We start from the raw sequence: 25,756 nt of genomic DNA on the forward strand, positions 1-25,756 counted from the left end.
CGATGCAGTATGTGCTCCGATTCGATGACGAGACCTGCCTGTCCAGAGATGAGGCCGGCGGCAAGGGTGCGACCCTGGCCGACCTGACTCAGGCAGGATTTCCGGTCCCAGCCGGGTTCTGCGTCACGACGTCCGCCTACGCCGCGTTCATCCGGCGCGGCGCTCTCGGCCAGCGACTCCGGATCATCATCGACGCGCTGGCAACGAGTGACCCGGATGCGTTGGAGACGCAGACCGTGGCGATCCGGGAGCTGATCCGTGCGGCACCGATGCCCGATGCCGTCGCTGCGGCCGTCGATGACGCCTACGAGCGACTCGCCCCTGGCGGCCCCGTAGCCGTTCGTTCGTCAGGCACCGCCGAAGACCTGATTGACGAGTCGTTCGCGGGGCTGCACGACACCCTCCTCGACGTGCTCGGCCGCGACGCCGTCCGGGACGCCATCCGCGACTGCTGGGCATCCCTGTGGACCGCTCGCGCAGTGGCGTACCGCAACGACAACGGCTTCGACCACACCGACGTCGCGATCGCAGTGGTGGTCCAGCGGATGATCGACAGCGAGTGCTCCGGAGTGCTGTTCACAGGTCATCCGATCACGACAGCCACGGAGCAGAGCGTGGTCGACGCCAGCTGGGGACTCGGGGAGGCGATCGTTGGCGGCCTGGTGGTGCCCGACCAGTACACGCTCGACAGCAGCACCGGCCGGGTGCTCGACCGTGCCCTCGGCTCGAAGAAGGTCGAGGTCGTCCGAAACCCCGATACCGGCCGAGGGACCGCAATCCGCGACGTCGGCCCGGAGCGTCGTAACCGCTACGTGCTCAATGATTCGCAGCTGCGCGAGCTGACCGCTCTCGGGCAGCAGGTGCAGGAGTACTACGAGGGCTTCCCGCAGGATCTCGAGTGGGCGCGCGCTGACGGCCGACTGTGGCTGCTGCAGTCTCGCCGGATCACTGGTGTCGAGTTCTCCTGGGACGCGGAGGTCAACGATGACCCGGAGTTCTCCGTGCCGGACGGTACCGTCTGGACGCGCGGGTTTGCCGATGAGGTCTACAACGGCGTGATCACGCCGCTGAACTTCACGTTGCGCTGGACGTCGGCCAACCGAAGGGTCCGCTGGGGAGCACGGGTCGCCGGGCTTGAGGACCTGGTCGGCAACAGCTCATTCTCCTATCGCAAGGCCTGCGTCTACGCGAATGCGGACTTCGAGAAACGCTGGATCGAGCTGACGAGCCTGCCCTTCCTCCGGCCGTACCTGCTTGACCTGATCCCGGAGGCCTGGCGACACGACGTTGCTGACTGGCAGCCACTGAGCCGTCGAGCGTTCCTGCTGATGATCGCGCGGATCGCAGTTCGCTCGCCCCGTAACCTGCGGCTGGCGAAAACCCTCGAGCACTGGAACCGGCCCGCTCAGCGTGCACGGTTCGCCAGCCTGTCCGTCGAGAAGATCGCCGAGCTGTCCGACGCAGCGCTGATCGGCTACGTAGAGGAGCGCCAGCAGGTCGGGTTCGAGTTCACCCGCGACGGCGCCTTCCAGTTTCAGCTGTTCTTCCGGCAGGCTTCCGCCTTCCTCTCCTGGATCTTCGACCACTGGATCACCGGCGTCGACCGGTCGCTGCAGACGGCGCTGCTCAGTGGGGCGGAGTCGCGCACCGAGACCGTCGTCGAGAACCTGCGCTTGTGGCGCCTCTCGACTCGGGTGCGCGAGTCCGAGGAGCTGCGCAACCTGCTCGGCCACCACGAGAACGCCGCGTTCTTCAAGGCCGTGGCTATGAGCGATCACGCCGAGGTCCGGGCCTTCGCGGCCGAGTACGCTGAGTTCCTGCGGGACTATGGGCACCGGGGGCACGCTGACCGTGACCTCATCCACCCACGTCGCGCCGAGGACCCGTCCATCGACTACCGATTCCTGTGCATGTTCGTGGGCGTCGAGTCGCCTGTCGACCCGGAGACGGCGGAGGAGCAGACCAACCGCCGCCGCGAGCAGGCCTACCGCTTGGTGCTGGCGAACCTGCGGCGCGGCGGCCCGCGCGGTTGGGCGCGCGGCGCCGTGTTCGCGAGGCTCTACCGCTACCTGCAGAAGTTCATCGTCTACCGGGACAACGGGCGCTTCCGTCCGACCGACGAGACTGCGCTGGCACAGAAGTACGGGGTGCTGGAGGTCGGACGTCGCCTGGCCGCACGCGGGCTACTGGACAACGCGGCGGACGTCTACTACCTGACCTGGCCGGACGCTTGTGCGTTGTTGCGTGGCCGGATGGCTCGAAGTGCTCTCGGAGACGCCAAGGTGGCGGCCCGGAAGGTCGACGTAGCCCGGCTGATGCGCAAGGAGGTGACTCCGCCGATGTACCTGCAGCACGGCCGGGTGATCGACCTCGACACCGCGACGGACCACGGCGAGGACGGCGTCTTCGTCGGCACTCCGACCAGCAAGGGTATGGTGACCGGCACTGCCCGGGTCGTTCGGTTCCTCTCCGACATCGGAACCGTGAAGGCCGGCGAGATCCTGATCACCAACAGCACCGACCCCGGATGGACGCCGGCCTTCCTCTTGCTGTCAGGGATCGTCGTGGAGACCGGCGGTACCCTGTCGCACGCTTCCTGCCTGGCGCGGGAGTACGGCTTCCCCGCGGTACAACTGGCGCGGGCTACAGAACTGGTCCCGGACGGAGCCAGGATCACAGTCAACGGCGACACCGGGGTGATCACACTGGATCCGGGCACCACCGCCGGGCCGCCCGAGCCCGAGACGCTGGTCGACGGGAGCGACGTGGAGCCAACCGCGCCCATGAGCGTGGTCCGATGGGTCGAGCTTGACGGCTGTGAGAACTTTCGCGACCTGGGTGGTCACATCTCGTCGTCTGGTGAGCGCGTGCGATACGACCTGCTCTTCCGGTCCGACACCCTCGAGAGCCTGTCCGACGACGATCACCGACGGCTGGACGAACTGGGAATTGCCACGGTCATCGACCTGCGAGCCGCGTCGGAGATCGAACAACGAGGTCGGCTGGACATCGAGCGTCACAAACTCCGGTACGTCCACCTCCCGCTGATCGACGCGATCGGAGACCCGAAGGCGTGGGACCCGGTCGACGCCGCCAGGCCCGAGTATCCGATCGAGGGCTACCGTCAGATGTTGCGCGAGGGCTCTGTGCGCCTGGCGGAAGTGTTGTGCCTACTCGCCGAGCCCGGTGCTCTGCCGGCCGTATTCCACTGCATCTCCGGCAAGGACCGCACCGGCCTCGTGGCCGCGGTCGTGCTGAGCCTCCTCGACGTGCCGCGCGGCGTGGTTGCCGACGAGTACGCGCTCAGCCAGGGGCGCAACGGGCACTCGAGCGCGCCGAAGGAGTTGCACCGCCGCTTCCCGCTGGTGTTCGGTGCCCCGCCCGCGAACATGCTCGGTGTCCTCGATGCTCTCGCGAGGGACTTCGGTTCGGCGGCGGGCTTCGTGGCGTCCCTCGGGGTCACAGACGAGGTGGTCGAGCGGCTGCGGGTCGCGCTCCTGGACTCGTCCGGTGAGCGCCCCGAGACCTCGACTTAGGATGAGTGGACGCGTCAGATCCGGTAGAGGTGCTCAGCTGTGCAGTGAAAGAGTGCCTCCTGCTCCGCCTGCGAGAACTCGGAGATGATCTCGGCGTAGGCGTCGACCAGCGGGGTGTACGAGCTGTACAGCCGCTCAATAGGCCAGTTGCTGCCGAACATGCAACGCTTCGGACCGAACGCGTCGATGCAGCACAGTACCCAGGGGCGCAGGCTGTCGATGGTCCATCGTGGGTCACGGGCGCCGAGGGCGGAGATTTTGCAGTACGCGTTCTCTGCCTTGGCCAGCTCCCGCAGCCCGGACTGCCACTGCTGCCGGTAGTCCTCGGTGCGGGCAGTCGGGAATCCTGCGTGGTCGAGGATGATCGGCACCTCCGCGTTCTGCTCGGCGAGCTCGCGCGCGATCCCCATGCGCTTCCAGTCGCAATCCAGGTCCAGCACCATGCCGAAGCGCGCGAGTTGCCCGACGCCGCGGCGCCACGCCGGGTTAGTGAGGTAGTCGCCCTGTCCGACGTCACGGATGCCGCGTACGGCCGCGAACGAGGCGTGCCGCTCCAGTTGGGACTCGACGAAGGGGTCTGCCAGGTCGCAGTGCGCGACGATCGCGGTCGGATAACCCGTCCGATCCGCGACCTCCTGGAGCCATTCGGTTTCCTTGAGCGGGTCGTCGATGCCAATCGCGGCCTCGACGTGCACCACCTTGCTGACGTTGGAGAAGCGCACCTCGGCGAGATAGGGCTGGGTGTCATAGCGCAGCGTCTTGAGCGAGTCGAAGTCGCCGAAGTCGGGGTCTGACCAGTCCGGCTGCAGCCATGAGTAGTGAAGATCGGGATTCCTGAGGTCGTAGAAGTGGATGTGTGCGTCGACGAAGGGGATCCCGGCCATGACAGTGACGCTATGCAGAGCCCGCAACTACCGCGACGAGGCGTTTCCGTTGCCGGAACTGGTGCCGATTCGCCTGGTCGAGTTCCGCTGTCCGGCGAGGCGCCGCGCTCATAGCACCTGGACCACCGAAACGCGGAGGTTCCACAGGACGGGACGTCGGATGGACCACCCGCGAGCAGGCCCATATGTTCACGCGTCAAGTGAGTTCGGCCACATCGGCCGAGCTCCACATCCTTGGGGTGCGTCGACGGGTGCGTCGCGTGAGATCGAAGGAGATAGCAGTGACTCGAACCCGAACGGGCCAACGCACCGGTGTTGCGCTAGCGGCAACTCTGACTGCACTGGCGATCGTAGCCGCTTGCAGCAGCGGAGGCGGCAGCGCTGCCGCACCACAGTCGGCGAACACCAGCGGTGCTGCGCCCACCGGCGTGACGCTGACGGTATGGCGGTCCCCTCTGGACACGCCGGCGATCAACAACCTCTACAAGGCCTACGAGAAGGCCAGTGGTAACAAGCTGAACCTGGTCTCGCTGCCGAGCGACGCCTACGAGGTGACCGTGAAGACGAAGTTCGTGACCGGTTCGAAGCCGGACATCCTCAACTTCGCGGCTGGTGTTGATCAGATCTCCCAGCTCAACCCGGCGAAGAACCTGATCGACCTGTCGGACCTGGACTTCATCAAGCGCGAGGGAAGCCTCGCGAAGTCTGCCGGCTACTTCAACGGCCACACCTACGCGGTTGCGCTCGGACCGGTGGCCAGCTACGGCATCTTCTACAACAAGCAGGTCTTCGCCAACGCCGGGCTCGAGCCGCCGAAGACCTTCGACGACCTGAAGACTGTCTGCTCCACCCTGAAGTCGAAGGCTCCGGCAGTGGCCCCGATCTTCGAAGCCGGCGGCGAGGGATGGCCGCCGCAGATCCTGGCGGGCATGCTCTACGTCACCGACGCGAACAAGGACGGCGCCTACGTCGCCTCGCTGATGGACGGATCCGCCAAGCTCAGCGATGCCAACAGTCCGCTGGTCAAGGGTCTGGCAGATTATGCCGAGTTCCGAACCTCGCACTGCTTCAACTCGGATGCCACCACGGCCAAGCTCGGTGACTCAGCGAAGGCTCTGCTGGCCGGGAAGGCGGCGATGGTCGCTCAGGTCGACTCCGCAATGACTCCTCTGCTGGCAGACGACCCCGCCGCGGCGCGCAAGATCGGCTTCGTCGGCGTTTCGGCGAGCGGCCCCGTCGTCGCCACCACGCCGAACATCACGGGCACCTACTACGCGCCGAAGACGGGCGACGCCATCAAGGAGCGCGCCGCCGTCGACTTCATCAACTTCATCACTGGTAAGGGCTATCAGCAGTACATCAACGACGCGAACGCCGTTCCCACCTTGTCCGGCGTCGACGCGCCGAAGCAGGTCGGCCTCAACGCTGCGGTGGCGACCGCTCTCCAGAGTGGTTCAGCTCCTACCTATCTGACCAATCTCCCGGCGTCCACCGCGCTCGGCCCGCTGGCACTGCAGGTCCTCGCTGGGCAGATCAGCCCGCAGGACGTCGGCGTCAAGATGAACGTCTCGTTCGAGGCGGCCAAGCAGAAGTTGGCCAAGTAGAGCTCGACCCCAAAGGAGATTGACATGCAGCGAGCGATGGCACGCGGCAGTGAGGCCGCCCCGTCGGACGCCGATCCTGGCCGGCCGAAACGGCGAACCGGAGGCGACGGTTCGAATTCCAAGGCGCGCCGGAGGCCGAGTTGGCATCAGCTCCGCGCCGGTCTGACCACCTCTGGGTTCGTCGTGCCATCGCTCGCTCTGATCGTCGTCTTCTTCATCATCCCGTTCGTCTTCAATGCCGGGTTCGCGTTCTCCGACTGGACCAGCTTCTCCGACGCGATAGCGTTCAACGGCCTGGACAACTTTCGTCTGATCACGGACCTCGGGATCCTCGGGCACGCGATCGAAGTCACGGTGATCTACGCGCTCGTCGTCGTGGTGGTCCAGAACGTTGTGAGCCTCGGCCTTGCGACTCTGCTTCAGACGCCTTCGAGACGGACGACCTTCTTCCGAACGTTGTTCTTCCTGCCGGTACTGATCTCCCCGCTGGCCGCGGGCTACATCTGGTCGGCGATGTTGCGCCCGAACGGGCCGGTGAACTCCGCCATCTCCGTGCTGGTTCCCGGGCACTTCGACTACGCCTGGCTCGGAAACGCCACGTCCGCCCTCATCTGCACGGCGGCGATCGAGGCGTGGAAGTGGAGTGGGCTCGCCACGTTGGTGTACGTCGCCGGACTGAACTCCGTGCCTCGGCCCATCATCGAGGCCGCGACGATGGACGGTGCCGCCGGCTGGACCAGGTTCTGGCGGATCAAGGTACCGCTGCTGATTCCGGCGTTCACGTTCAATCTGGTGATCGGCTTCGTCGGCACCCTCAGCGCGTTCGACGTCATCATGGCCACGACCTCCGGTGGTCCCGGAAACGCCACGACCGTCCTCAATGTGGCCCTGTTCCAGCAGTACGGACTGGGCTTCTTCGGCAACGCCAGTGCGCTGAGTCTGGTTGTCACGACCCTGGTGGTGGCGACGGCCGTACCACTGGTGGCGTTCATGCGGCGCCGGGAGGTGGCACTGTGAGCCTTCACCAAGCTACGAGAGTCCGTTCCTGGCTCCGCCATGGGACGCTCACGGCGATCGCCATCGTCTGGATCGCGGTGCCGTTCTGGTTCCTCATCGTCAACTCGTTCAAGACCGAGGCCGAGGCGAGTGTGCTCAGCATCGCCTGGCCGGACCGATGGAACATCGTCAACAACTACCGGACGGTCATCGTTCAGGGCTCGTACTTCCGAGGACTGGCGAACAGTTTCATCATTGCGGTGCCGACCATCCTGGCAGTGCTGCTGCTCGGCTCGATGGCGGCGTGGATCTACGCCAGGTCGCACCGGCGAACCGTACGGTTCCTCTACTACGCGTCGATCCTGTCGATCCTGCTTCCGCCCGGCATCATCCCCACCATCTACCTCCTGATGCAGCTCAATCTCGAGGGGTCCCGGCTAGGATTCATGCTCGCGTTGACCGGCACCCGCCTCGGCATCGTCATCTTCATGGTGACCGGGTTCGTCAGTGCGATTCCCCGCGATATCGAGCAGTCCGCGTTTCTGGATGGGGCGTCCCGCATCCGGACGTACTGGCACGTCATCCTGCCGATGATCACGCCGGTTCTCTTCGTGGGTGCGGTGTTCCTGTCGATCTCTGTGTGGAACGAATTCTTCCTGAGCATCTACCTGCTACCCGATCCGGACATGGCGACTCTTCCGCTCACGCTCTACAAGTTCGCCTCCTCCAGTCAGTTCACGCTGAAGTGGAACCTGGTCTTCGCGCAGGTGATCTTGAGCAACATCCCGCTGCTGATCGTCTACGTGATCTTCCAGAAGCGCGTCATCGGCGGTCTCAGCGAAGGCGCTTTGAACGGATGAGCAGCTCCTCGAGTCAGCTAGGAATCAGCGGTTCTCCAGCCGACCGAGACATCTACGCCGGCCGTCTGGCGGTCGTAACGGGCGCCGCTAGCGGGATGGGCAGGGAACTGGTGATTCAATTGGCCGCCCGTGGCTGTGGTGTTGCTGCCTGCGATCTGGACGGACCAGGCATCAAGGAAACTCTTGCTCGAGCCAAGAGCGTCGCTCAGAAAGACGTGATCCTGTCGTCACATGTGTGCGATGTGGCAGATCGGGTCTCTGTAGACGGGCTACCGGACGCAGTGGCCACCGCCCACCTCGCCGACCATCTAGATTTCCTCTTCAACAATGCTGGGGTTCACGGCGAGGAAAGCTTTGTGAACGGGGACCGCGAAAGATGGGAGCGCGTCTTCTCGGTCTGTTGGAACGCCGTTTACCTACCCAGTCGTGCGTTCCTGCCAATGCTGATGGCCGGCCGCGCAGGATGGCTCGTCAACACCAGCAGTTTGAACGGCTTCTTTGCCAGACACGGGGACGGTGCGCCGTGCACGGCATACAGTGCGGCCAAGTTTGCCGTCCGGGGACTCACTGAAGCGCTGATCGAAGACTTCCGAACTTATGCGCCATCGGTCCGTGTGGCGACCGTCCTTCCGGGCACGGTGGTGACAGGTCTCAGTTCGAACAGTGACCGAATCCTCGGCCGCCGGGCTGAACCGGATTCCGCGGGCGGGGTGGGAATCCGGGACCATCTCAAACTTCTCGGGGTGCCGACGACCGATCTGGCGGAAGGCGACCTGTCCAAGATCACCAGCCTGCTGAGGGACATCTTCATGATGCCCGCTGCTCAGGCGGTGCGGCAGATTCTGGCCGGCGTACAGGAGGGGCGATGGCGCATCCTGGTTGGCGAAGACGCCGTGGAGGTCGACGCCCAGGTGCGAGCGCGCCCGGAGGAAGCATATGAACCCGGTGGTGTGAACCAGGTGAACGTAGACCTGCTCCGGGCCTTGGTCTCACTTGTGGTGCGCGCCGATCCCGAGCGAATCCGCGGCCTGGAAGGAGTATTTCAGGTTGTTATCGGACGGTATGACCTCGTCTGCCGGGTTTCACCTGACGGTATCGAGATTGATCGGCACGGCGGCGATGACGGAGTCTCCGCGATCGTCGAAGCCGAGCCAGACGCTTTCCGACGAGTGCTGTCGGGAGAAGAGCCAATCGATCAAGCAATGTTGGATGGTCGCTTGCGAATCGCTGGAGACCGACACCGGTTCGACGCGCTGGTGAAAGCTCTGCGTCCAGAACCGATTGCGACCTGAGGAGACGTCGCATGAGTGAACGTCCGTTTCGGTTCGGGCTGGTTGTCTACGACGGTCCGGCGGACGTGCGCAGGTGGCGCGAGCTCGCTCAACGCGCCGAGGGACTCGGTTACAGCACGTTACTGATGGGCGATCATGTCGGCCAATTCCTGCCGTTCGGCGGGTCGGCGCCATTGCTCGCGCTCGCTGATGCCGCAGCAGCGACGGCGAACCTTCGGGTCGGTACGGCGATGCTCGCCAATGACTATCGGCATCCGGCTCTCGTCGCGAGGGAGGCCGCCACAATCGACGTGCTGACGGATGGACGTTTCGAACTTGGAATCGGGGCAGGCTGGCTGGAATCGGACTACCGGGCCTTGGGCGTCCCTTACGATCCTGCGCCGACCCGGATCGATCGGCTTGCCGAGGCGGTGCGAGTCATGAAGCTGGGGTGGGCGGGCGAAGCATTCGACTTTGCAGGTGAGTACTACTCGGTCCGGGACTATCGAGGCCTACCCAGGCCGATCCAGCAACCCCATCCGCCGGTGGCGATTGGGGGCGGCACTTCCAAGATTCTTCGCAAAGCCGGCGAACTCGCGGACATTGTCGGGGTGCACGTCTCTACGCGATCCAAGGGACCTCAGGAGAGGGCTCGAGACATGAGCGAGGAACGCCTCCATCAGAAACTGGCTTGGATCCGCGAGGGCGCCGGCGATCGCTTTTCCGCTGTGGAACTCCAGATGACCGTGTTCACGCTGCTGATCTCCAACGACCCCCGGGAGGCGGTACGGCGAGTTGCGGTTCAACGGGCTGCGGCCGATGCCGACATAACCAGTTCGGTGATGTCCCTGGTCGGAACAGTCGACAGCGTATGTGACGAGTTATGCCGACGCCGCGAGCAGTGGGGCGTTTCCTATGTCACGGTTGACGCTGCGTCTTGCGATGCCTTCGCCCCCGTGGTCGCACGGCTCAACGGCTCCTGATGAAGGGACTGTTGGCAGAGGGCTCTCTGGCTGGCGCTGTTGTTGTGCGCGTGCCGGGACCGATGAGCCTGCAGTCAGGAGCTCAGTCGGCCAGCAGACCCAGTGCCTGACGCAGGCATGCGACCTGCTCTCGATGGTGCCGCTTCGAGACGTGGGAAGGTACCTGCGCCGAACCGTGGAACGTCCCTGGGAACGAGTGCAGCTCGACCATCGCTCCCGCGTGCATCAGCGCGAGCGCATAGTTCACGTCCTCGTCGCGCAGGGGGTCGTTCTGCATGGCCGACACGTAAGCGGGTGGTAGACCCACGAGCTCCTCGGGGACCGCACGTCCGGGCGCGGCGGTGAGCGGAAGGATGTCCTGGCCATACAACTCACCCAGGTAGTAGCGCCAGCTGAGTTCGGCAGCCGCCCGCGTCCAGAGAGGCGTGTCGACGAACTCGCGGCTGCTGCGGGTAATCAACCGGTCATCGACCTCCGGGATCCCCAGCGCCTGGAAGCAGATCGGTGGGCCTTGACGGTCGCGAGCGAGGATCGCGAGCGCTGCGGCGAGGCCACCCCCGGCGCTGTTTCCGAGCACAGCGATCCGTCGGGGGTCGATGCCAAGGGAATCACAATTGTCGTAGGCCCATTGGAGGGCCAGGTACGCGTCCTCCAACGCGGCGGGGTAGGGGTGCTCGGGCGCGAGTCGATACTCGACCGACACGACTACCACACCAACCGCAACGGCGAGTACACCTGCTGCTAGATGCTCGCTCTCGATACTCCCCATGACGAAGCCGCCCCCGTGAAGGAACAAGATGGCCGGCGTTGGCTCGGCCGCTCGGCGGACCGGTTCGTAGACGCGAACGCGGACCTGCACGCTACCGTCATCGCCCCCGATCTGACGATCGTCCCAGCAGACATCGCGCAAGGTAGGTGCGGTCCCGAGATTCTGTCGGACCCGCTCCATCTCCAGGCGTGCCCCGACGATGTCGCTCAGGTCCACCGACGGCAGCCGCGAGACGTACGGTGCCAACTGGGGGTCGTAGGTGGTCATCTCGTCCTTGGCTAGGGCCTGGTTCTACCAATCACTCGGTCAACGATGTTTGCAACGTGGATCGTGTACGTCGCGGTCCTGTTCCGCGTGCCAGAACCGACCGGTGCGGCGCAGGGCGGGTCGACTGCGAGCATCCGGTATGGCACCCATGGCTCAGGCTCATCGAGCGATCGTCTCGGCTGAGAGGTTCGCGCCGAACCAGGCAGGCCCCCCGGTGCGGGTACTCCTCTACAGTCTCCGGCGACTCCAAGGGGCGCCGCCCTTGGTGCTCCGCATCCACGGTGGAGGCTTCACGCGGTTCAGTGCCGATTCCTTCTCCGCGACCGATGTAGCCATCGCCCGGATGGGGGCGATGGTCGTGTCGGTCGACTATCGGTTGGCTCCGATGCACCCGTTCCCGGCCGCGCCCGAGGACTGCTACGCGGCCCTGTGCTGGGCCTACGACGCACTCGAGATCGATCGATCTCGAGTCGTCGTCACCGGATCGAGTGCGGGCGGCGCTCTAGCAGCGGCGGTCTCGCTCCTCGCGCGCGATCGGTCCGGTCCTCGCATCACCCATCAGTTGCTCCATGTGCCTGCCCTCGACGACCGGTTGAGCACGTTTTCGATGCAGCAGCACCGGCGGAGCAACAACGGCCTCACCTTCGAGGACGTAGCGGAGATGTGGCACGTCTATCTTCCACCGGGCACCGACCGTCGTCGTACCTCGCGGTATGCCGCGCCCGCTCGCACCAAGGCGCTCGCCGGGTTGCCCGCGACGTTTATTCAGGTCAACGAGTTGGACCCGCTGCGGGACGAGGGGCTCTGCTTCGCGCAGCGCTTGCTCCGAGCAGGGGTTCCGGTGGAGGTCTACTGTGCCCCCGGCCTCGGCCACGGGGCGGTTCCCGGTGACTCACCGGTTGCGGCACTGGCACAGCGCATCTTCGATGCGGCGATGTTGCGAGCGCTGACGGAACGTCCGCCGGATGCGCGTCCAACGCCGGGAGTTGCGAGTCGAGGATCTCGGCAGGCTGGGGTTCCGGCCGGCTGAACAGTGTCTCTGCCCGAACAGTCGAGACGATCTAACGTGCTCCGAGCGGCTGTGCCAGACGGTGACCCCTCGAGGATTGGTGGCACGTCAGCTCGCAACAGAGGAAACCACGGTCCTCGCGGTGGCGCAGGACCTGACGGAAGGACGAGGCATGAGGTTCACTCCACTCTCGGACCACATCGGCGCTGAGGTTCACGGCATGGATCTCGACCGACCGATCTCGGCGGAAGTCGCCGCGGAACTCCATCAGGCGCTCGGCACCCACAAGCTCCTGCTCTTCAGGCAGGGCAGCATCAGTGACGACACGCACGTGCGACTGCTTGAGTCGATGGGCCGGATCATGCGTGAGGACGATGCCGGCTCGCTCTTCACGCATGTCGGGACGACCCCCGACGCGTACGTCAAGGGCACGGACCGCCTGCGCTTTCACTCGGACTGGCAGTGTGCCGAGAGTGGCGCGCTGCAGGTCATCTCGCTCTACGCCGAGGAGATGGAGCATGACGACCCGACGATCTTCGCCGACATGACCTACGCGGCCCGATCCCTTCCCTCCGATCTTCGGGATCGGGTCGCCTCCTTCGATCTAGTCCAGTGCACCGACTTCTCGGGCGCGACGCCCAAGGACGGTCATTTCCGACTCAGCGCGCAGGCGGCCGGCGTGTCGGACGCCTACTTCCCGCGTTCCGTCCACCCGTTGCTCGGCCGCCATCGGGTGACGGGCGAGGAGCTTCTGAACGTCAGTGAGCAGCAGACCAGCCACATTGTCGGTATGTCCGAGGACGAGAGTGACGTGGTATTCGCGGAGCTCGCCAAGCACCAGTACGGCGACGACAACCGCTACGTGCACCATTGGCAGGTCGGTGACCTGGTGATCTGGGACAACATCGCTCTGCAGCACGCACGAGACGCGAGCACAGGTCCGAGCGGTCGACGACTGCGTCGTGTTGTGCTCAACGAACTGGACTTCGGGGACCTGTTCGCCGAGCTACCAGAAGCCGTCGCGATGAGCTGAGCTGCCAGGCATACCCATGTCCTGGATGGCCCGCTGACCAAAGGGGAGAAGAGTTGTTCGACAACTTCGACGGAAGCGGTGCGGTGGTCACCGGCGCAGCGCACGGTATCGGCCGAGCCCTCGCGTTCGCGCTCGCCCGTGAAGGCTGCGCCGTGGTGCTGGCCGACCTCGATCGTGACGGACTCGTCGCGACCGAGGCCGCATTGGCCGCGGTTGGCGCCAAGACGTTCACGTGCATCACCGACGTTGCGGACGCAGCCGCTGTCGACGGCCTGGCCGACTTCGCCTTCGACCGACTGGGCGCAGTCCAGATCCTCTGCAACAACGCCGGCATCGTCGGACCGACCGGGAATCCGGTGTGGGAGATCGACGTGGACGAATGGTCGCGGGTGTTCGGGGTGAACGTGATGGGTGTCCTGAACGGCCTGCGCTCGTTCCTTCCCCGGATGCAGCAGTTGGGCGAACCGTGTCATGTGGTGAATACGGCCTCTGAGTGCGGCTGGGTCCCCTCAGCATCTGTTCCGCAGTACTTCGCCAGCAAGCATGCGGTCGTCTCGCTCACTGAGTCTCTGCGCCTCCAGGCTGCGGAGCAGTATCCCTGGTTGACAACGACATTGCTGTGTCCCCGCCTGGTCGACACTGGGATTACGGAACGCGAAAGGACGCGGATCGAGGCAGCTGGTAAGGCGACCGGGGCGGCGTACACCACCGACCAAGCTGTCGTTGCGAGTCTGCCCAAGCAGTCGCCGGCGTTCGTGGCGGACTGCACGATCGACGCGATGCGGGCAGGGAAGTTCCACGTCTTCCCCGATCCGGAGTCGAAGCAGACGCTGATGGGCGAGTTCGACGAGGTGCTTGCCTCCATCTGACCAGTGCCCGGAAGTGGGTGCATCGACGTACATTCGAGAGAGGATCCAAACTCCATGAGTTCAGCCGACCTGATCGAGCGCCACTCGGTGCACTTCGCGGTCTATCGGTACAAGGAGGGCACGCCGATCGACGAGATCGAATCTGCTCTCGAAGACGTCTGCCGGCTGGGTGACCAGGTGGCGGGTATCCGCCTGGTGAGCTGGGGAAGCAACTCCTCGCCGCACGCGTGTGGCTACACCCACGCGATGACCATCGTCGGCGACGATATGGACGCGGTCCGTGAGTTCCGGGAGCTGGCACGGAATCATCCGATAAGTCAGTTGCTCTCGGACTCGGAGGAGACGGGGGTAGGTGCCGACTACGACTATCCGCGCGTCGAGGGCACCTGACACGGGGTGGGCGGCCGCAGGTGAACGGCGGCGGCCTACTTTCCCTCGAGGACGACGGTCTTCGGCTCCAGGAACGGGTACACGCCCTCGCGACCGCACTCACGTCCGATCCCAGAGTCCTTGAACCCGCCGAACGCAATCGTCCAGTCCGTTCGGAAACCGTTATGCCCGACGCTGCCCGACCGCAGCCGCCGCGCGACCTCGAGAGCGCGGTCCGTATCGTTGGTGAAGATCGAGGCGTTCAGACCGTAGGCCGACTGATTTGCGAGCGCGACAGCTTGCTCTTCGGAGTCCGCGGGAATGACAGCGAGCACGGGGCCGAAGATCTCCTGCTGTGCAATGGTCGATGCGTTGTCGACGTTGGCGAAGAGCGTGGGTTCGATGAAGTAGCCACGCTCGAGACCCGCTGGTCGATTGCCACCGGTGACCAGCATCGCGCCCTCGTCGATCCCGGTCCGGATGTATCCCTCGACCCTGTCTCGCTGCCGGGCGATGGAGAGCGGTCCCATCTGCGTCGCGACATCGAACGGATCGCCGATCGTGACCCCGGTGAACTCGCCGTGCAGCGCGTTCACAATCTCGTCGTGACGACTCCTGGTGACGACAACGCGGGTGAGCGCCGCGCAGACCTGGCCGGCCCAGTGCCACGTGTTGGCCAGCACCCGGGCCACGGCCGCGGCATCGTAGTCGTTGAGCACGACGGCAGCCGATTTTCCCCCCAGTTCCAGGGTGCAACGGGCAATGCGCTGGCCACAGATCGAGCCGATGCGGCGCCCGGCAGTCGTGGATCCGGTGAAGGTGACCTTGTCGACCCGGCTGTCGCGAACGAGCAACTCGGATTCCTCCCGGTCAGCAGTGATCGCGTTCCACACCCCCGGCGGCAGGCCCACGTCCTCGGCGATCTCGGCCATGATCTGCCCTGCCCCTGGGGCCTCGGGCGAGCACTTGACCACCAGGGTGCAGCCGGCCAGCAGTGCCGGCGCCGCCTTCATGGCGATCATGGGCGTCGTACCGTTCCACGGGACGATCGCCCCGACGACGCCGACCGGCTCGCGGACCAGCAGCCGCAGCAGCCGAATGCCGGCATCGTCCCCGTCGGGGAAGTGTTCGACGAACGGGAACGACTCGGCCAGGTCTGCGTAGAACTCGTAGATCTCCGGAGGTGTGGCCAACGCCGCCACCGCCTCGCTGTGTACCGCGCCAGTCTCGCGTGACCAGAGGGCGGCCAGGTCATCGGTGCGTCGGCGTACCCCGGCCGCGATGGCTCGCAGATACTCCGCGCGCTCACCAGGCTCCATCTTCGGCCAGGGGCCGTCATCGAAGGCAGCGCGCGCCGCCGCGATCGCGAGGTCGACCTCAGCCGGTCCGGCGGCCGGCGCCCGGTATGCCACATGTTCGGTGGTCGGGTCGACCACGTCGAAGTGACCTCCGGTCGTCGTAGGGATCCAGCTGCCACCGACGTAGAACTTGTCCGGGTGCCGGAAAGGCAGAGGTCCTTCGTGTCTCAGATCCATGCTCAGTCCCTTTCGCGCCCAGGCCTGTCGGGTCCCGAGGCAAGACATACCTGTGGCGATCGACCGACCCGCGGAGAGCGAGCCTTCCTGACGATTCTCGTCGCGCGGCGTCGACCAGCCGTCCCGATGTTCCGCCCGCTGGAAAGGGGGTGGCGGGTTCCGGCCTGTGGTACCGATGCCAGAGCGAGGGAGCCTGTGTCCCTAGCCTCACAATCGTGGCTACCGAAAACGTGGGGCATACACCAGTACGCGTGGCTGTCGTCGGTCTGGGATCGTTCGGACTGACTTTCGTGCCGCTCTACAGCAAGCACCCCGATGTCGCGAGGGTCATACTTTGCGATCCCGATGAGAAGCGTCTGGGACAGGTTGCGCGCGCGTTCGGCATCTACGATACGCGCGCCAGCCTTGATGAGGTCTTGGCGGATCCGGACATCGATGCCGTCCATCTGGTGACGCCCATGCAAATTCACGCTGAGCAATCGGTCGCTGTGCTCGACGCCGGGAAGCACTGCGCCTGCGCGGTCCCCGCGGCTGTCTCGCTCGACGAGTTGCACGGCTTGGTGGCCGCTGAGGCGCGCTCCGGGTGTAACTACATGATGATGGAGACGGCGGTCTACACCCAAGAATTCCTCCACGCCCGGGGCCTCTTGGACTCCGGGGATCTGGGGCGGATTCAGTTCTTGCGTGGGGCGCACTACTCCGACTACGAGGCGTGGCCACCCTGGAAGTGGTACCCGCCAATGTCGTACGCAACGCACGCGGTGGCCCCGCTACTCCAACTCGCGGACGCCGAGGCTGTCTCCGTCCGATGTCTCGGGTCAGGGGTCATGCCCAAGTCCCTGGCAGGCCCGACTGGGAATCCCTTTCCTGTTGAGACGGCCATCTTCGAGTTGGAGGGCGGGCTGGCGGCCGAAGTCACCAGGTCCATCTTCCGGATGACGCGCCAGGTGCAGGAATCCTTCAGTGTTTATGGCGAGCACGCCTCATTCGAGTGGCAGCAGATCGCGGGGGAGTCTCCGGTGGTTTTCAGGCTCGCCGATCCCGAGGCTGAGAATGAGGCCTTCGTGCTTCAGAGGCAATCCTTCGGAGCCATGCTCGGCATCGACACCGAGGCTCTGGACGAGCTCGTGCCCGTATCGAGGTTTCCCTCGGTCACTTTTGAACACGCAACTCTCGGGCCGACCGACACCGATCTACCCGAGGCGCTGCGCGGCGCCGCCGGACACGGCGGCGCCGAGTCGCACCTCGTCAACGAGTTTGTCCGCAGCATCGTCGAGGGCCGGCCTAGCTCAGTGCGGGCAGCAGTGGCGGCTGCGTGGACGGCCCCCGGCCTGTGCGCGCACGAGTCGGCTCTCCGAGGCGGCCAGCCGATGGCCATTCCCCAGTTCCGCCACGACAGCCTCGCCTGAACTTCGAAAGCGGATGATGATGGACTACCAACCCGACGCCCCCGAACGTCTGCGGATCGCACAGGTTGGGGCAGGCATGCACGCCTACCGAAATATCCTCCCTCTTCTTACCTTCCTCTCCGGTCATCACGTGTGGATGGAGAAGCCGGCAGCGGTAACCGTGGCCGACGTCGATCGCGTGCTGGCCGAACAGACGTTCGCTCCTGCAGGGTCGGAGACCGGAGCCGTGGTGTGGGAGTCGCAAGAGAGTCTGAGCACCTTCGAGTGTCGCGCCGAGGTGACGCAGGGGCTGTGCGGAGGACTCGCGCACTTCGTCGCGTGCGTCCTGGCCGGGGACGACGCATCAGCAATCGTGTCCAATGGGGACACAGTTGAGATAGGAGACCAGTCGTGACCAAGGACGCCATGGATTCGCGCTTGCGGCGGGCCGGTGAGCACCTGACGGAGACGATGCCGTGGGGCCGGCTGGAATGGTCGGTGTCGGCACATCTGGGGAACTCCGAGACGATGACGATCGGAACGTGCTTCATCAATCGCGGGAGTCAGAACGGGCGCCACTTCCACCCGAACTGCGACGAAGTGCTGCGAGTGGTCCGTGGACGGATCATCCAGTCCTTGGACGGCACCGAGCTCGAGATGAACGCGGGCGACGTCGTCTCGATCCCGAGTGGAGTGGTTCACCATGCCCGCAACATCGGGGCCGAGCAGGCTGAGCTGGCGATCACCTTCTCCAGCGCCTACCGCGAGACCGTCGACGTCGACGGGAAGCACTAGGTGTTCGGTCCACAGCCAGAGGTCATGTCGGCGTCACGCACCTTGTCACGAAGGACACGACGTCGCCCAGGACCTCGAATGCGTTGATCTCGTTGAAGATCTCGTGCCGGGCGTGGGCGTAGACGACTTCCTCGAAGCGTGGGCCGCGGATCTTCTCGAGAGCGGCGCGGGTGCGGTCGAGCGGCGCCAGAGAATCGAGTTCGCCATGGACCCAGAGTGTCGGCACCTCGCCCAGAGAGCCTGAGGCGGCGATCCGAGCCACATTTGTCCGGTACGCCGTCAACGTCTCCCGCAGGTAGGGACCGTGGTACACGAGCGGATCGGCTCTGAACGCCCGGCCCACGTCGCTGTCTCGTGACAGCACGGCCGGGTCGACCGGCACGTTCGGGATCGGGTCGTGGTTCGCCAAGGCGAAGACCTCTGGGTTGCCGCCTGCGACCGGTGCCGACAGCACCAAGGCGCGAAGGTCGTGTCCGTGGCCGAGCTGCATGAATCGGATCGCAATGTTCCCGCCCATCGAGTGACCGATCAGCGCGGTCGGGAGACCTTCGTGTTCCGCTGCCATCGTGGTGCCCACGACGCTGAGATCTTCTGCGTACTCGTCCAGATCGCGCATGAGACCGCGCTCGCCAGGAGACAGGCCGTGTCCCCGGTGGTCGGGCGCTACGACCATCGCCCCGGAGTCCGTCAGCCATTGGGCGACGTGTTCATACCGTCCCGCGTGCTCGGCATAGCCGTGAGCGAGCAGTACCAGAGCCCTAGGGCTCTGCGCGGGGTTCCACACGTGCACGGTCAACTCACCCGAGGGAACCTGCATGGTGCGGTGTGCCGACATCAGTGCCTCCGCGGTAGTCGCTGCGTCGCTGCAGGTTAGGCGGTGCGGATGAGCGGCGGCGATCCTGTGTTCCGGGTGGCGAAACTGTCCGGTTCCACCGCGCGGAACGGAGCCCAGTCGGCCGGCCCGCGCGCTCGTAGGTTCTGGGCGCAGGCTTCGGGCGCACGTCACCCGTTGAACGAGCTGCGTAGACGACGCCCGGAGGAGACCATGAACGCCGAGCACGAGATCCAGACCGGCGAGCAAGCGAGCCCCGTGTACGAGCTGACCGAGTTCGTGGTCCCCAAGGGCCGTGAACTGGAGTTCGAGCACGTGATGCGGACGGCGCGGACGGTCATCGCGCGTTGTGCGGGCCTCATCTCGATCGAGTACTGGCGCGGCGTCGAAAGACGCAACGTGTACACCCTGCTGCTCAAGTGGCGCTCGATGGACGCACACCTCGAGGAGTGGCGGAACTCCCCACACTATCCAGAGTGGAGCGCTCTCGTCGTTCCGTTCATCGTCGAGCCGCCACGCGATGAGCATTTCGTCCCTTGCGGGGTCGCCTTTCCGTGTGACCCGGAATCGGTGTGACCGTTCCCACAGCCGAGTCTTGTGCCTCGATGTCAACACGCGTAGATTGCTGACATCTACACGCGTTGAATTTGCGCAGTGCACTGCCGCGATACGGGCACTTGCAGGAGGAGGAACGGACGTGGGATCTGTACTGGAGAGATTCGAAGTCACTGAAGGCGTAGTGTCGTCCGTCGCCAAAGCTGCGCGGCTACTGCGAGCACTGGCGCGCAGCAGCGGCGAAGCCGGTGTCACGGAGTTGGCGGTTGCCGCGGGCTTGCCCAAGAGCACCGCACACCGGGTGCTCGCCGAGCTGATCCAGGAGGAAATGGTTGCCCACAATGGATCGCGGTATCGCCTCGGAGCCGGCTGGTACGCGCTGCAGATGAGTCGGAGCACGTCAATGTGGGGAGACCTCCTGGACATCGCGAGACGTCCTCTGGAGGACGTGTTCGAGGCAACGGGGGCAAACGTGCACCTGGCTGTCCTGGAGGCGGGCCAGGTCCTCTATTTGGAGAAGCTCACGGCCCGCGGAGGAACACGGATTCCGACTCGAGTCGGCGCTCGGATGCCGGCGACGTGCACGGCCATCGGCAAGGCGCTCCTCGCGTTCAGCGACGTTTCCGTGGTCCGTTCCGTTCTCTCGCATGACCTTCCGCGCCCGTCGGCACGGTCCATCGTCGCCCCGCGACTCCTGCTGGACCAGCTCGCGGAGGTCCGTCGCGCCGGATACTCACAAGACCTGGAGGAGGCGCAACCCGGGCTGTTCTGCGTGGCGGCGCCAGTCGTTTTGGAGGGCCGCTCTGTTGCGGCCGTGTCGCTGGCGCGGATCGGCTCGAGTGCCCACCTGATGTCCGATCGGAACCACGTGCGTCGCGCGGCGGTGCAGATTGCGAACGCTCTGTCGGCGCCCTATTGATGCCCTCGGCAACGGTCGACTGGCGTTCCGTGCGCCGGAATTCTCAGCCGCAACCGGGCCGACCTGCAGAAATACTTGGCGCCAGACGAAGGGTGAGGACAATGTATCGGATCGAACGCCTCGGATACGTCACGATCGAGGTTGCGGACCTGGAGCAGGCGATCGACTTCTATGCACGGGTCGTTCGCCTCGAGGTAACCGAGCGCCGCGCGGGTGTCGCCTTTATGAGCGGAGGCGCGGACCACCACTGGCTGCGTCTGGAGGAGGGACCCAATCCAGGTGTCACCCGGATTGCCTACCAGGCAGTCGATCGAACCTCGTACGAAGCCATTGCCGCGGATCTGGCCACCGCAGGGACCGACTTCATTCGCGGCGGTGACTTCAAGGTTGACCGTGTCGAGGAATGGATCCGGTTCCGTGACCCGGCCGGCATCGAGTGGGAGATCTTCACGAAGATGGCCGAGCTCGCTGTGCCCATTGCCCCGAACGGAATCGCTCTGGACAAGATGTTGCACACCCTCTGGGTGGTGCCGAACTATGACGACGAGACCGCCTTCTGCCGCGAGGTTCTCGGCTTCGAGGTGTCGGACCAAGTTGAGGAATCGGTGGAGTTCCTACGGTGCGCGAACGGCTATCATCACTCGCTCGGCTTCGCCCGCGGAGCGCCCGGCCTCAGTGCGCCGACGTTCTCGCACTTCTGCGTGCTGGTCGGCTCCCTGGACGAAGTCATGCGATTCCGGCACAACGCTGTGTCACTCGGCATGAAACTCGAGTTGGACATCCTCCGCCACCCCACGTCGGGCTCGATGGGGGTTTACGTGATCGAGCCGTGGCTGGGCTTCTCGATCGAGTTTTCCACGGACCACGCGGTGATCGACGACGCGACGCACCTTCCTCGGCGTTTCGTGATGGGCAAGGGTGCGCTGGACGTCTGGAAGGAGCCCCTTCCCCCGCCGCGGGTGGACTCCAAGGCGTCGTTCACCGAGAAGCTGGACCCGGCGTCCGCGTTGTGACTGTGCCTGCGGGTAACGCGCTCAGGACAGGTCGGATGCCGGTACGACGAAGGTCGCCCAGCCCTTCAGTACGATCTCGTCGCCGGCGCGAGCCTCCAGTTCCAGCTCGATGAGCGAGTCGCGGTCCCGTGCCTCGGCGCGGACGATCGTGCCGCTGCAGGTGAGCGTGTCACCCGGCCACACCATCTGTGCGAAGCGGACCTTGTACCTGCGGAGGTTCCTGGCTCCGAGCCACGACGTGGCCCAGGACGCGAGTAGGCCGGCCGGATACATCCCAGGGGCGAAGGGCTTGTCGTAGCCCGCCGCGCGAGCCACTTCGGTGTCGTGGTGGATGGATGCCAGGTCACCGGAGGCGCCCTGGTAGACGACGAAGTCCGTCACGCTGAGAGGTCCGTACACGCTCGGCTCCGGCGGCGATGCCAGCGAGATGGGGACGGCCGGCGCGCTCACTGTGCTGTCGCCGGACGTGAGATGTGGGCCTCGGTCCAGATGCTCTGAGCAACCATGTCTCCATCCTCGTTCCGGAAGTCGGTGGTGACCGCGACGAAGGTCATCGGCCCGGCGCGCTTGCCCTCCTTCTCCCACGTTTCGGAGATTCGGGCTGAACCTGTCAGGGTGGCGCCGACCTGTGGAGCTCCGTTCGGGAAGACGTACTCCACCTCCACGTGGAGCATCCGTGACGAGTCGAGCCCGGCGTCGTGCAACGGGTTCGCCTCGGGGCCTTGCCACCACATGGCGGTGGCGAGAAACGTGGGAGGAATGACCGCGGTCGCATCGTCGGTGTCGATCGACCTCTCCGCGACCGCGTGAACGAATTCCCGCAGCTTCCCACGCTCGATCGGAAGCACGAAGTCCTGCCCGGTCTTGCCGATGACGACAGCGGAGCGATCCATGCCTCAATGCTCCGGTATCTCGACCGACGGAGCCCACGTTGGTTCCAATGACCGGAAAGAAACCTCGGTCCCAGCCTTCCGCGAGGCAGAACGCCGCCTGGCGATCAGCGCTCGAACTGCGCTCTGCTTCTCCTGTGTCCAATCTCGACGACGTTCCTCAGACGAACCCGGTGGTTGATCTCCATGCCCATTTCATGCCGGCGGACCTCCCAGACCTGGCTGCCGAAACCGGCGACGATCGATGGCCCGTGCTGTTCGCCGATCCTGACGCCTTGACCGGAGCCGTGATGCAGGGCCCCAAGACGTTCCGGGTCGTGCGGCGGCCGTGTTGGGACACGGCCGCCCGGCTGAGTGAAATGGATGCACTGGGCGTGGACATCCAGGTGATCTCACCGATTCCGGTGGCGCTCACGTACTGGGCCGAGCCGCAGCTGGCGCTGCGCTATGCCCGGCACCTGAACGACTGGCTGGCGCGAACGGTTGCCGAGGGCAATGGCCGGCTGCGAGGTCTCGGCACGGTGCCGCTCCAGGACCCGGCGGCGGCGGTCCCTGAGCTGAAGCGATGCATCGACGAGCTCGGGTTGGCCGGGTTGGAGCTGGGCACCATCGTGGGGCCGACCGAACTGGATGCACGGGAGATGCGCCCGTTCTTTGCCGCCGCGGAGGAGCGGCAGGTGCCGCTGTTCATCCACCCGATGGACACCAGATGCGTGAGCAGGGCTGCATCGGTCGACTTGTCGTTCGGAATCGGGATGCTCACCGACACGGCAGTGGCGGCCAGCGCGCTGGTCTTTGGCGGCGTTCTCGAGGACTTCCCAGGGCTGCGGATCTGCCTGTCGCACGGCGGGGGAGCCCTCCCCTGGATGTGGCCTCGGCTGAAGTTCGGCCGCTCGCTCAGCCAGCCCGGTCTCGAGGCCCGCTGGGACGAACTCGTCGCGCGCTTCTACGTCGACTCTCTCGTCTTCGACCCGCGACATCTGGACCTGCTCAGGGCACGGTTCGGGATCGGCCACATCGTGGCCGGGTCGGACTACCCGTTCCTGCCGAATGGGCCCCGCCCGCAGCTGATCCTCGAACAGGCGACGCAGCTCGGCCTCGTCGCCGACGACGAGCTCCGGGGTGTCAGTGGTGGCAACGCGTTGGTCTTCCTCGGCGACCGAAGCGGCCAGTCGGAGTGAGCAGGACGTCCCGCTCACTCCAGCTAGCTGGACGCCGCGAGCTCCTCGGTCGCGGTGAGGTTCGCCGCCAGCACGGTCGCACCCGTCCTGACCAGCTCAGCGATCCTCGTTTCCTTGGCGAGCCTGGTTTCGGCTGCTGCCAGGACGTTGAGGACGCGACCCTCGGGAATGACGACGACGCCGTCGCGGTCGCCGACCACCCAGTCGCCCGGTCGTACGAGAATGCCACCGAGGCTGATGTCCACATTGACTCTGCCGGCGCGGCGCTTGACAGTGCCGCGTGAGCAGATCCCGCGGGCGGCGACCGATGGCGGTGCCTCCAGCAGATCGATGTCACGGATTGCGTCGTCGAGCACGATCGCCTGCCACGCCCCGGCGCGCAACTGCTCGACGAGCAGTTCCCCGATGACGCCGTAGCGGCCCTTCCCGGCACTGGCGACGCAATAGATGTCGCCGGTTCGCTCTGGGGCCCTGAGCCCGTTATGAAGTCCGAGGTTGTCCCCGGCGGGAATCTCAGCCGTGTGTGCTTGCCCCGCGAAGGGCACTCCGACGAGGAGCTCCGCCCCGGCCATCAGTCCGCGGCGTCCAGCAGCCTCGTACAGCGTTGCGACGCCCAGCCGCAGCAGGTCCTTCTTGATCTCGTCCATCCTCATCTCCTCGTTGGTCGGAATCGTGTTGGTCATGCGAGCGCCTCGGCGCCGCCGTCGAGCACCACGCGTGCCGCGCAAAGGTACGAGGGGGCGTCCTTGATGAGGTACGCGATGAGGTCGGCGACCTCGTCAACGCGGCCGAGTCGCGCCGCGGGCACTCGTGCTTGTGCCCAGTCGTGGAGGTCGTCGCGGGCAGCGGCGATGAAGGCGCTGTCGATCACCCCGGCCGAAACGACATTCACGATGATCTGGCGCGGAGCGAGCTCTACGCCCAGGGAAACGAGAAAGGCCTCAAGGGCCGCCTTGGTAGCGCCGTAGACCGTTCGTTCGGGGAGCGGTCGGCGGGCGGAGATGGAACCGAGACCCACGATGCGCGCGCCGGAGGCCCAGGCGCAGTCGCGGAGGAGGGCCTGCAGCAGCAGGACGGGGGACACCACGTTGGTGGCGAAGGTCGTCTGTACCCGTGCCGGCGTCAAGGTTTCCAGGGCCCCCCGGGCTCCCACACCTGCGGTCAGCAGAACCCAGTTGATCGAGTCATCCGCCCCCTGGGCGGCTCGCACGACGGCGGCACGGGCGGCCTCGTCGTTGATGTCTCCCAGTACCTGGACAAGCCGGCTCGTGCCGGATCCGGGAAGCCGGGTGAGGGCATCGACAGACAGGTCGAGGGCGATGACCCGCTGGACCGAGTCCTGAAGTCGGACCACAGTCGAGGCCGCGACGTCACCAGCGCCGATGACGATGCCGGTGCTCATTGCGAGTCCGGTGCGATGGCAGTGTCGTCGGGGTCGACCCAGATGTGCCGGGCCACGCGTTCGGGGCCCGAGGAGGCGAGCCGTTCCAGGCGGTTTCCGAGCGACACCCGCAGTCTGTCCAGCTCCTCGCGCACGAAGACATAGGGGTTGCCCACGGCTGCCTGCCCGGCGTCCGAGGTCAGGTAGATCGTGGAGCCCAGGGAGTGCAGCAGGTCGGCGCGCGGGGCCAACGGAGCCAGCGGGACGTCGCGCACGGTTCGTGTCAGCGTGTAGAGATCGACCTCGAACACCGCTCCTTTGCCGGCCAAAGACGTGACCTCGCTGTCGGAGAGGTACAGGCTGTGCGTGACGGTGCACAGGATTGCCGGAGCGGTGGAGCAGAACGAAGCGAACTCGTGCCGGCCCGTGTGTTCGAGGTGCGAGGTGGCGAGCACGACCGGTTCCGCGAGATCACACAACATTTCGGCGATCTCCTTCCATGATCGGGGGAGGGGCAGTTCCCATCCGAGCGAACCGTCCGCGCGGCGGGACGGACCCCAGATCCAGCGCACACCGCGCTCGATCGCCGCGTGCACGTCCGCGGGGGACACGCTCGGGTTCAGGACGATCGACGGGATGACCCAGGGAGAGCCGGGAGCCAGCTCACTGGTGAACGCCGCCGTGGAGCCTCCATGGGATTTCCAGACCAGGCCCTTGACCCCGGCTCGGCGCGCGGCTTCACGCACCTCGCCGCCATCGCCCCACCGTCCCTCGGCGGCCGACCCAGGGTGTACGTGCAGATCCCAACTGAGCATGA

Annotated in this window: 26 protein-coding genes; 17 read left to right on the forward strand and 9 right to left on the reverse strand. The window is 65.6% G+C overall.

Annotated elements, in window-relative coordinates:
• The first annotated feature begins 11 nt into the window (after positions 1-11).
• A complete protein-coding gene (locus JOF29_RS12315) occupies positions 12-3,536 on the forward strand; it encodes a PEP/pyruvate-binding domain-containing protein (RefSeq protein ID WP_209694323.1) in 3,525 nt (1,174 codons plus the stop codon).
• 14 nt (positions 3,537-3,550) lie between these two features.
• Here the strand turns inward: JOF29_RS12315 and JOF29_RS12320 are convergent, their stop codons facing one another.
• Positions 3,551-4,420 carry an amidohydrolase family protein gene (locus JOF29_RS12320; protein ID WP_209694324.1) on the reverse strand — a complete coding sequence of 290 codons (870 nt, stop codon included), beginning with the start codon at positions 4,418-4,420 and terminating at the stop codon, positions 3,551-3,553.
• Between the two features lie 428 nt (positions 4,421-4,848).
• Here JOF29_RS12320 and JOF29_RS12325 point away from each other — a divergent pair, with 428 nt between their 5' ends.
• The 5 genes from JOF29_RS12325 to JOF29_RS12345 all read left to right on the forward strand — a co-directional run bounded on the left by JOF29_RS12325 (position 4,849) and on the right by JOF29_RS12345 (position 10,134).
• Positions 4,849-6,024 carry an ABC transporter substrate-binding protein gene (locus JOF29_RS12325; protein ID WP_209694325.1) on the forward strand — a complete coding sequence of 392 codons (1,176 nt, stop codon included), beginning with the start codon at positions 4,849-4,851 and terminating at the stop codon, positions 6,022-6,024.
• 183 nt (positions 6,025-6,207) lie between these two features.
• On the forward strand, positions 6,208-7,041 hold the full coding sequence (locus JOF29_RS12330) for a carbohydrate ABC transporter permease (RefSeq protein WP_209694326.1): 834 nt from the start codon (positions 6,208-6,210) through the stop codon (positions 7,039-7,041).
• Complete coding sequence (locus JOF29_RS12335) at positions 7,038-7,880, forward strand: carbohydrate ABC transporter permease (protein ID WP_209694327.1); 843 nt, start codon at positions 7,038-7,040, stop codon at positions 7,878-7,880. The genes JOF29_RS12330 and JOF29_RS12335 overlap by 4 nt, the downstream gene beginning before the upstream one ends.
• Positions 7,877-9,172: an SDR family NAD(P)-dependent oxidoreductase gene (locus JOF29_RS12340; protein WP_281067223.1), complete on the forward strand. Its 1,296-nt coding sequence runs from the start codon at positions 7,877-7,879 to the stop codon at positions 9,170-9,172. Before JOF29_RS12335 ends, JOF29_RS12340 begins: the two co-directional genes overlap by 4 nt.
• Positions 9,173-9,183: 11 nt before the next feature.
• A complete protein-coding gene (locus JOF29_RS12345; protein WP_209694329.1) occupies positions 9,184-10,134 on the forward strand; it encodes a TIGR03621 family F420-dependent LLM class oxidoreductase in 951 nt (316 codons plus the stop codon).
• 82 nt (positions 10,135-10,216) lie between these two features.
• Here JOF29_RS12345 and JOF29_RS12350 read toward each other — a convergent pair whose 3' ends face one another.
• Positions 10,217-11,170, reverse strand: coding sequence for an alpha/beta hydrolase (locus JOF29_RS12350; protein ID WP_209694330.1), 954 nt, complete (start codon positions 11,168-11,170; stop codon positions 10,217-10,219).
• Between the two features lie 148 nt (positions 11,171-11,318).
• Here JOF29_RS12350 and JOF29_RS12355 point away from each other — a divergent pair, with 148 nt between their 5' ends.
• The 4 genes from JOF29_RS12355 to JOF29_RS12370 all read left to right on the forward strand — a co-directional run bounded on the left by JOF29_RS12355 (position 11,319) and on the right by JOF29_RS12370 (position 14,471).
• Positions 11,319-12,200, forward strand: a complete 882-nt coding sequence (locus tag JOF29_RS12355) for an alpha/beta hydrolase (RefSeq protein WP_245358555.1) — start codon at positions 11,319-11,321, stop codon at positions 12,198-12,200.
• A gap of 79 nt (positions 12,201-12,279) precedes the next feature.
• Positions 12,280-13,212, forward strand: a complete 933-nt coding sequence (locus tag JOF29_RS12360) for a TauD/TfdA dioxygenase family protein (RefSeq protein ID WP_209694332.1) — start codon at positions 12,280-12,282, stop codon at positions 13,210-13,212.
• Between the two features lie 53 nt (positions 13,213-13,265).
• A complete protein-coding gene (locus tag JOF29_RS12365; RefSeq protein ID WP_209694333.1) occupies positions 13,266-14,081 on the forward strand; it encodes an SDR family NAD(P)-dependent oxidoreductase in 816 nt (271 codons plus the stop codon).
• 54 nt (positions 14,082-14,135) lie between these two features.
• Entirely contained in the window at positions 14,136-14,471 is a 336-nt protein-coding gene (locus JOF29_RS12370) for a Dabb family protein (RefSeq protein ID WP_209694334.1), read from the forward strand.
• Between the two features lie 35 nt (positions 14,472-14,506).
• Here JOF29_RS12370 and JOF29_RS12375 read toward each other — a convergent pair whose 3' ends face one another.
• A complete protein-coding gene (locus JOF29_RS12375) occupies positions 14,507-16,033 on the reverse strand; it encodes an aldehyde dehydrogenase (RefSeq protein ID WP_307863283.1) in 1,527 nt (508 codons plus the stop codon).
• A gap of 203 nt (positions 16,034-16,236) precedes the next feature.
• Between JOF29_RS12375 and JOF29_RS12380 the strand changes: the two genes are divergently transcribed.
• From JOF29_RS12380 to JOF29_RS12390, 3 genes are read left to right on the forward strand one after another with little or no spacing between them, the layout of a single operon-like run.
• A complete protein-coding gene (locus tag JOF29_RS12380; RefSeq protein ID WP_209694336.1) occupies positions 16,237-17,394 on the forward strand; it encodes a Gfo/Idh/MocA family protein in 1,158 nt (385 codons plus the stop codon).
• A gap of 13 nt (positions 17,395-17,407) precedes the next feature.
• Positions 17,408-17,788, forward strand: coding sequence for a hypothetical protein (locus JOF29_RS12385; RefSeq protein ID WP_209694337.1), 381 nt, complete (start codon positions 17,408-17,410; stop codon positions 17,786-17,788).
• Positions 17,785-18,168, forward strand: a complete 384-nt coding sequence (locus JOF29_RS12390; protein ID WP_307863284.1) for a cupin domain-containing protein — start codon at positions 17,785-17,787, stop codon at positions 18,166-18,168. The genes JOF29_RS12385 and JOF29_RS12390 overlap by 4 nt, the downstream gene beginning before the upstream one ends.
• Positions 18,169-18,190: 22 nt before the next feature.
• Here JOF29_RS12390 and JOF29_RS12395 read toward each other — a convergent pair whose 3' ends face one another.
• On the reverse strand, positions 18,191-19,003 hold the full coding sequence (locus tag JOF29_RS12395; protein ID WP_209694338.1) for an alpha/beta hydrolase: 813 nt from the start codon (positions 19,001-19,003) through the stop codon (positions 18,191-18,193).
• A gap of 210 nt (positions 19,004-19,213) precedes the next feature.
• Here JOF29_RS12395 and JOF29_RS12400 point away from each other — a divergent pair, with 210 nt between their 5' ends.
• The 3 genes from JOF29_RS12400 (at position 19,214) to JOF29_RS12410 (ending at position 21,487) form a co-directional block, all read left to right on the forward strand.
• Positions 19,214-19,576, forward strand: coding sequence for an antibiotic biosynthesis monooxygenase family protein (locus JOF29_RS12400; RefSeq protein ID WP_209694339.1), 363 nt, complete (start codon positions 19,214-19,216; stop codon positions 19,574-19,576).
• Between the two features lie 121 nt (positions 19,577-19,697).
• Positions 19,698-20,474 (forward strand): IclR family transcriptional regulator, encoded by a 777-nt coding sequence (locus JOF29_RS12405; protein WP_209694340.1) that lies wholly within the window; start codon positions 19,698-19,700, stop codon positions 20,472-20,474.
• Between the two features lie 101 nt (positions 20,475-20,575).
• Positions 20,576-21,487, forward strand: coding sequence for a VOC family protein (locus tag JOF29_RS12410; protein WP_209694341.1), 912 nt, complete (start codon positions 20,576-20,578; stop codon positions 21,485-21,487).
• Positions 21,488-21,508: 21 nt separating this feature from the next.
• Here the strand turns inward: JOF29_RS12410 and JOF29_RS12415 are convergent, their stop codons facing one another.
• Both JOF29_RS12415 and JOF29_RS12420 read right to left on the reverse strand, forming a co-directional pair.
• Positions 21,509-21,886, reverse strand: coding sequence for a MaoC family dehydratase (locus tag JOF29_RS12415; RefSeq protein WP_209694342.1), 378 nt, complete (start codon positions 21,884-21,886; stop codon positions 21,509-21,511).
• Positions 21,887-21,933: 47 nt separating this feature from the next.
• Complete coding sequence (locus JOF29_RS12420; RefSeq protein WP_209694343.1) at positions 21,934-22,380, reverse strand: FAS1-like dehydratase domain-containing protein; 447 nt, start codon at positions 22,378-22,380, stop codon at positions 21,934-21,936.
• 47 nt (positions 22,381-22,427) lie between these two features.
• Between JOF29_RS12420 and JOF29_RS12425 the strand changes: the two genes are divergently transcribed.
• Entirely contained in the window at positions 22,428-23,558 is a 1,131-nt protein-coding gene (locus tag JOF29_RS12425; RefSeq protein ID WP_281067224.1) for an amidohydrolase family protein, read from the forward strand.
• A gap of 23 nt (positions 23,559-23,581) precedes the next feature.
• On the opposite strand, the gene JOF29_RS12430 is transcribed toward JOF29_RS12425, so the two are convergent.
• The 3 genes from JOF29_RS12430 to JOF29_RS12440 are packed head-to-tail and all read right to left on the reverse strand — an operon-like array spanning position 23,582 to position 25,754.
• Positions 23,582-24,205, reverse strand: coding sequence for an RraA family protein (locus JOF29_RS12430; RefSeq protein WP_209694345.1), 624 nt, complete (start codon positions 24,203-24,205; stop codon positions 23,582-23,584).
• A gap of 32 nt (positions 24,206-24,237) precedes the next feature.
• Positions 24,238-24,960, reverse strand: coding sequence for an SDR family NAD(P)-dependent oxidoreductase (locus JOF29_RS12435; protein ID WP_209694346.1), 723 nt, complete (start codon positions 24,958-24,960; stop codon positions 24,238-24,240).
• Positions 24,957-25,754 (reverse strand): DUF6282 family protein, encoded by a 798-nt coding sequence (locus JOF29_RS12440; protein WP_209694347.1) that lies wholly within the window; start codon positions 25,752-25,754, stop codon positions 24,957-24,959. Before JOF29_RS12440 ends, JOF29_RS12435 begins: the two co-directional genes overlap by 4 nt.
• Positions 25,755-25,756 lie beyond the last annotated feature (2 nt).

The organism is Kribbella aluminosa, from assembly GCF_017876295.1.
Lineage (GTDB): Bacteria > Actinomycetota > Actinomycetes > Propionibacteriales > Kribbellaceae > Kribbella > Kribbella aluminosa.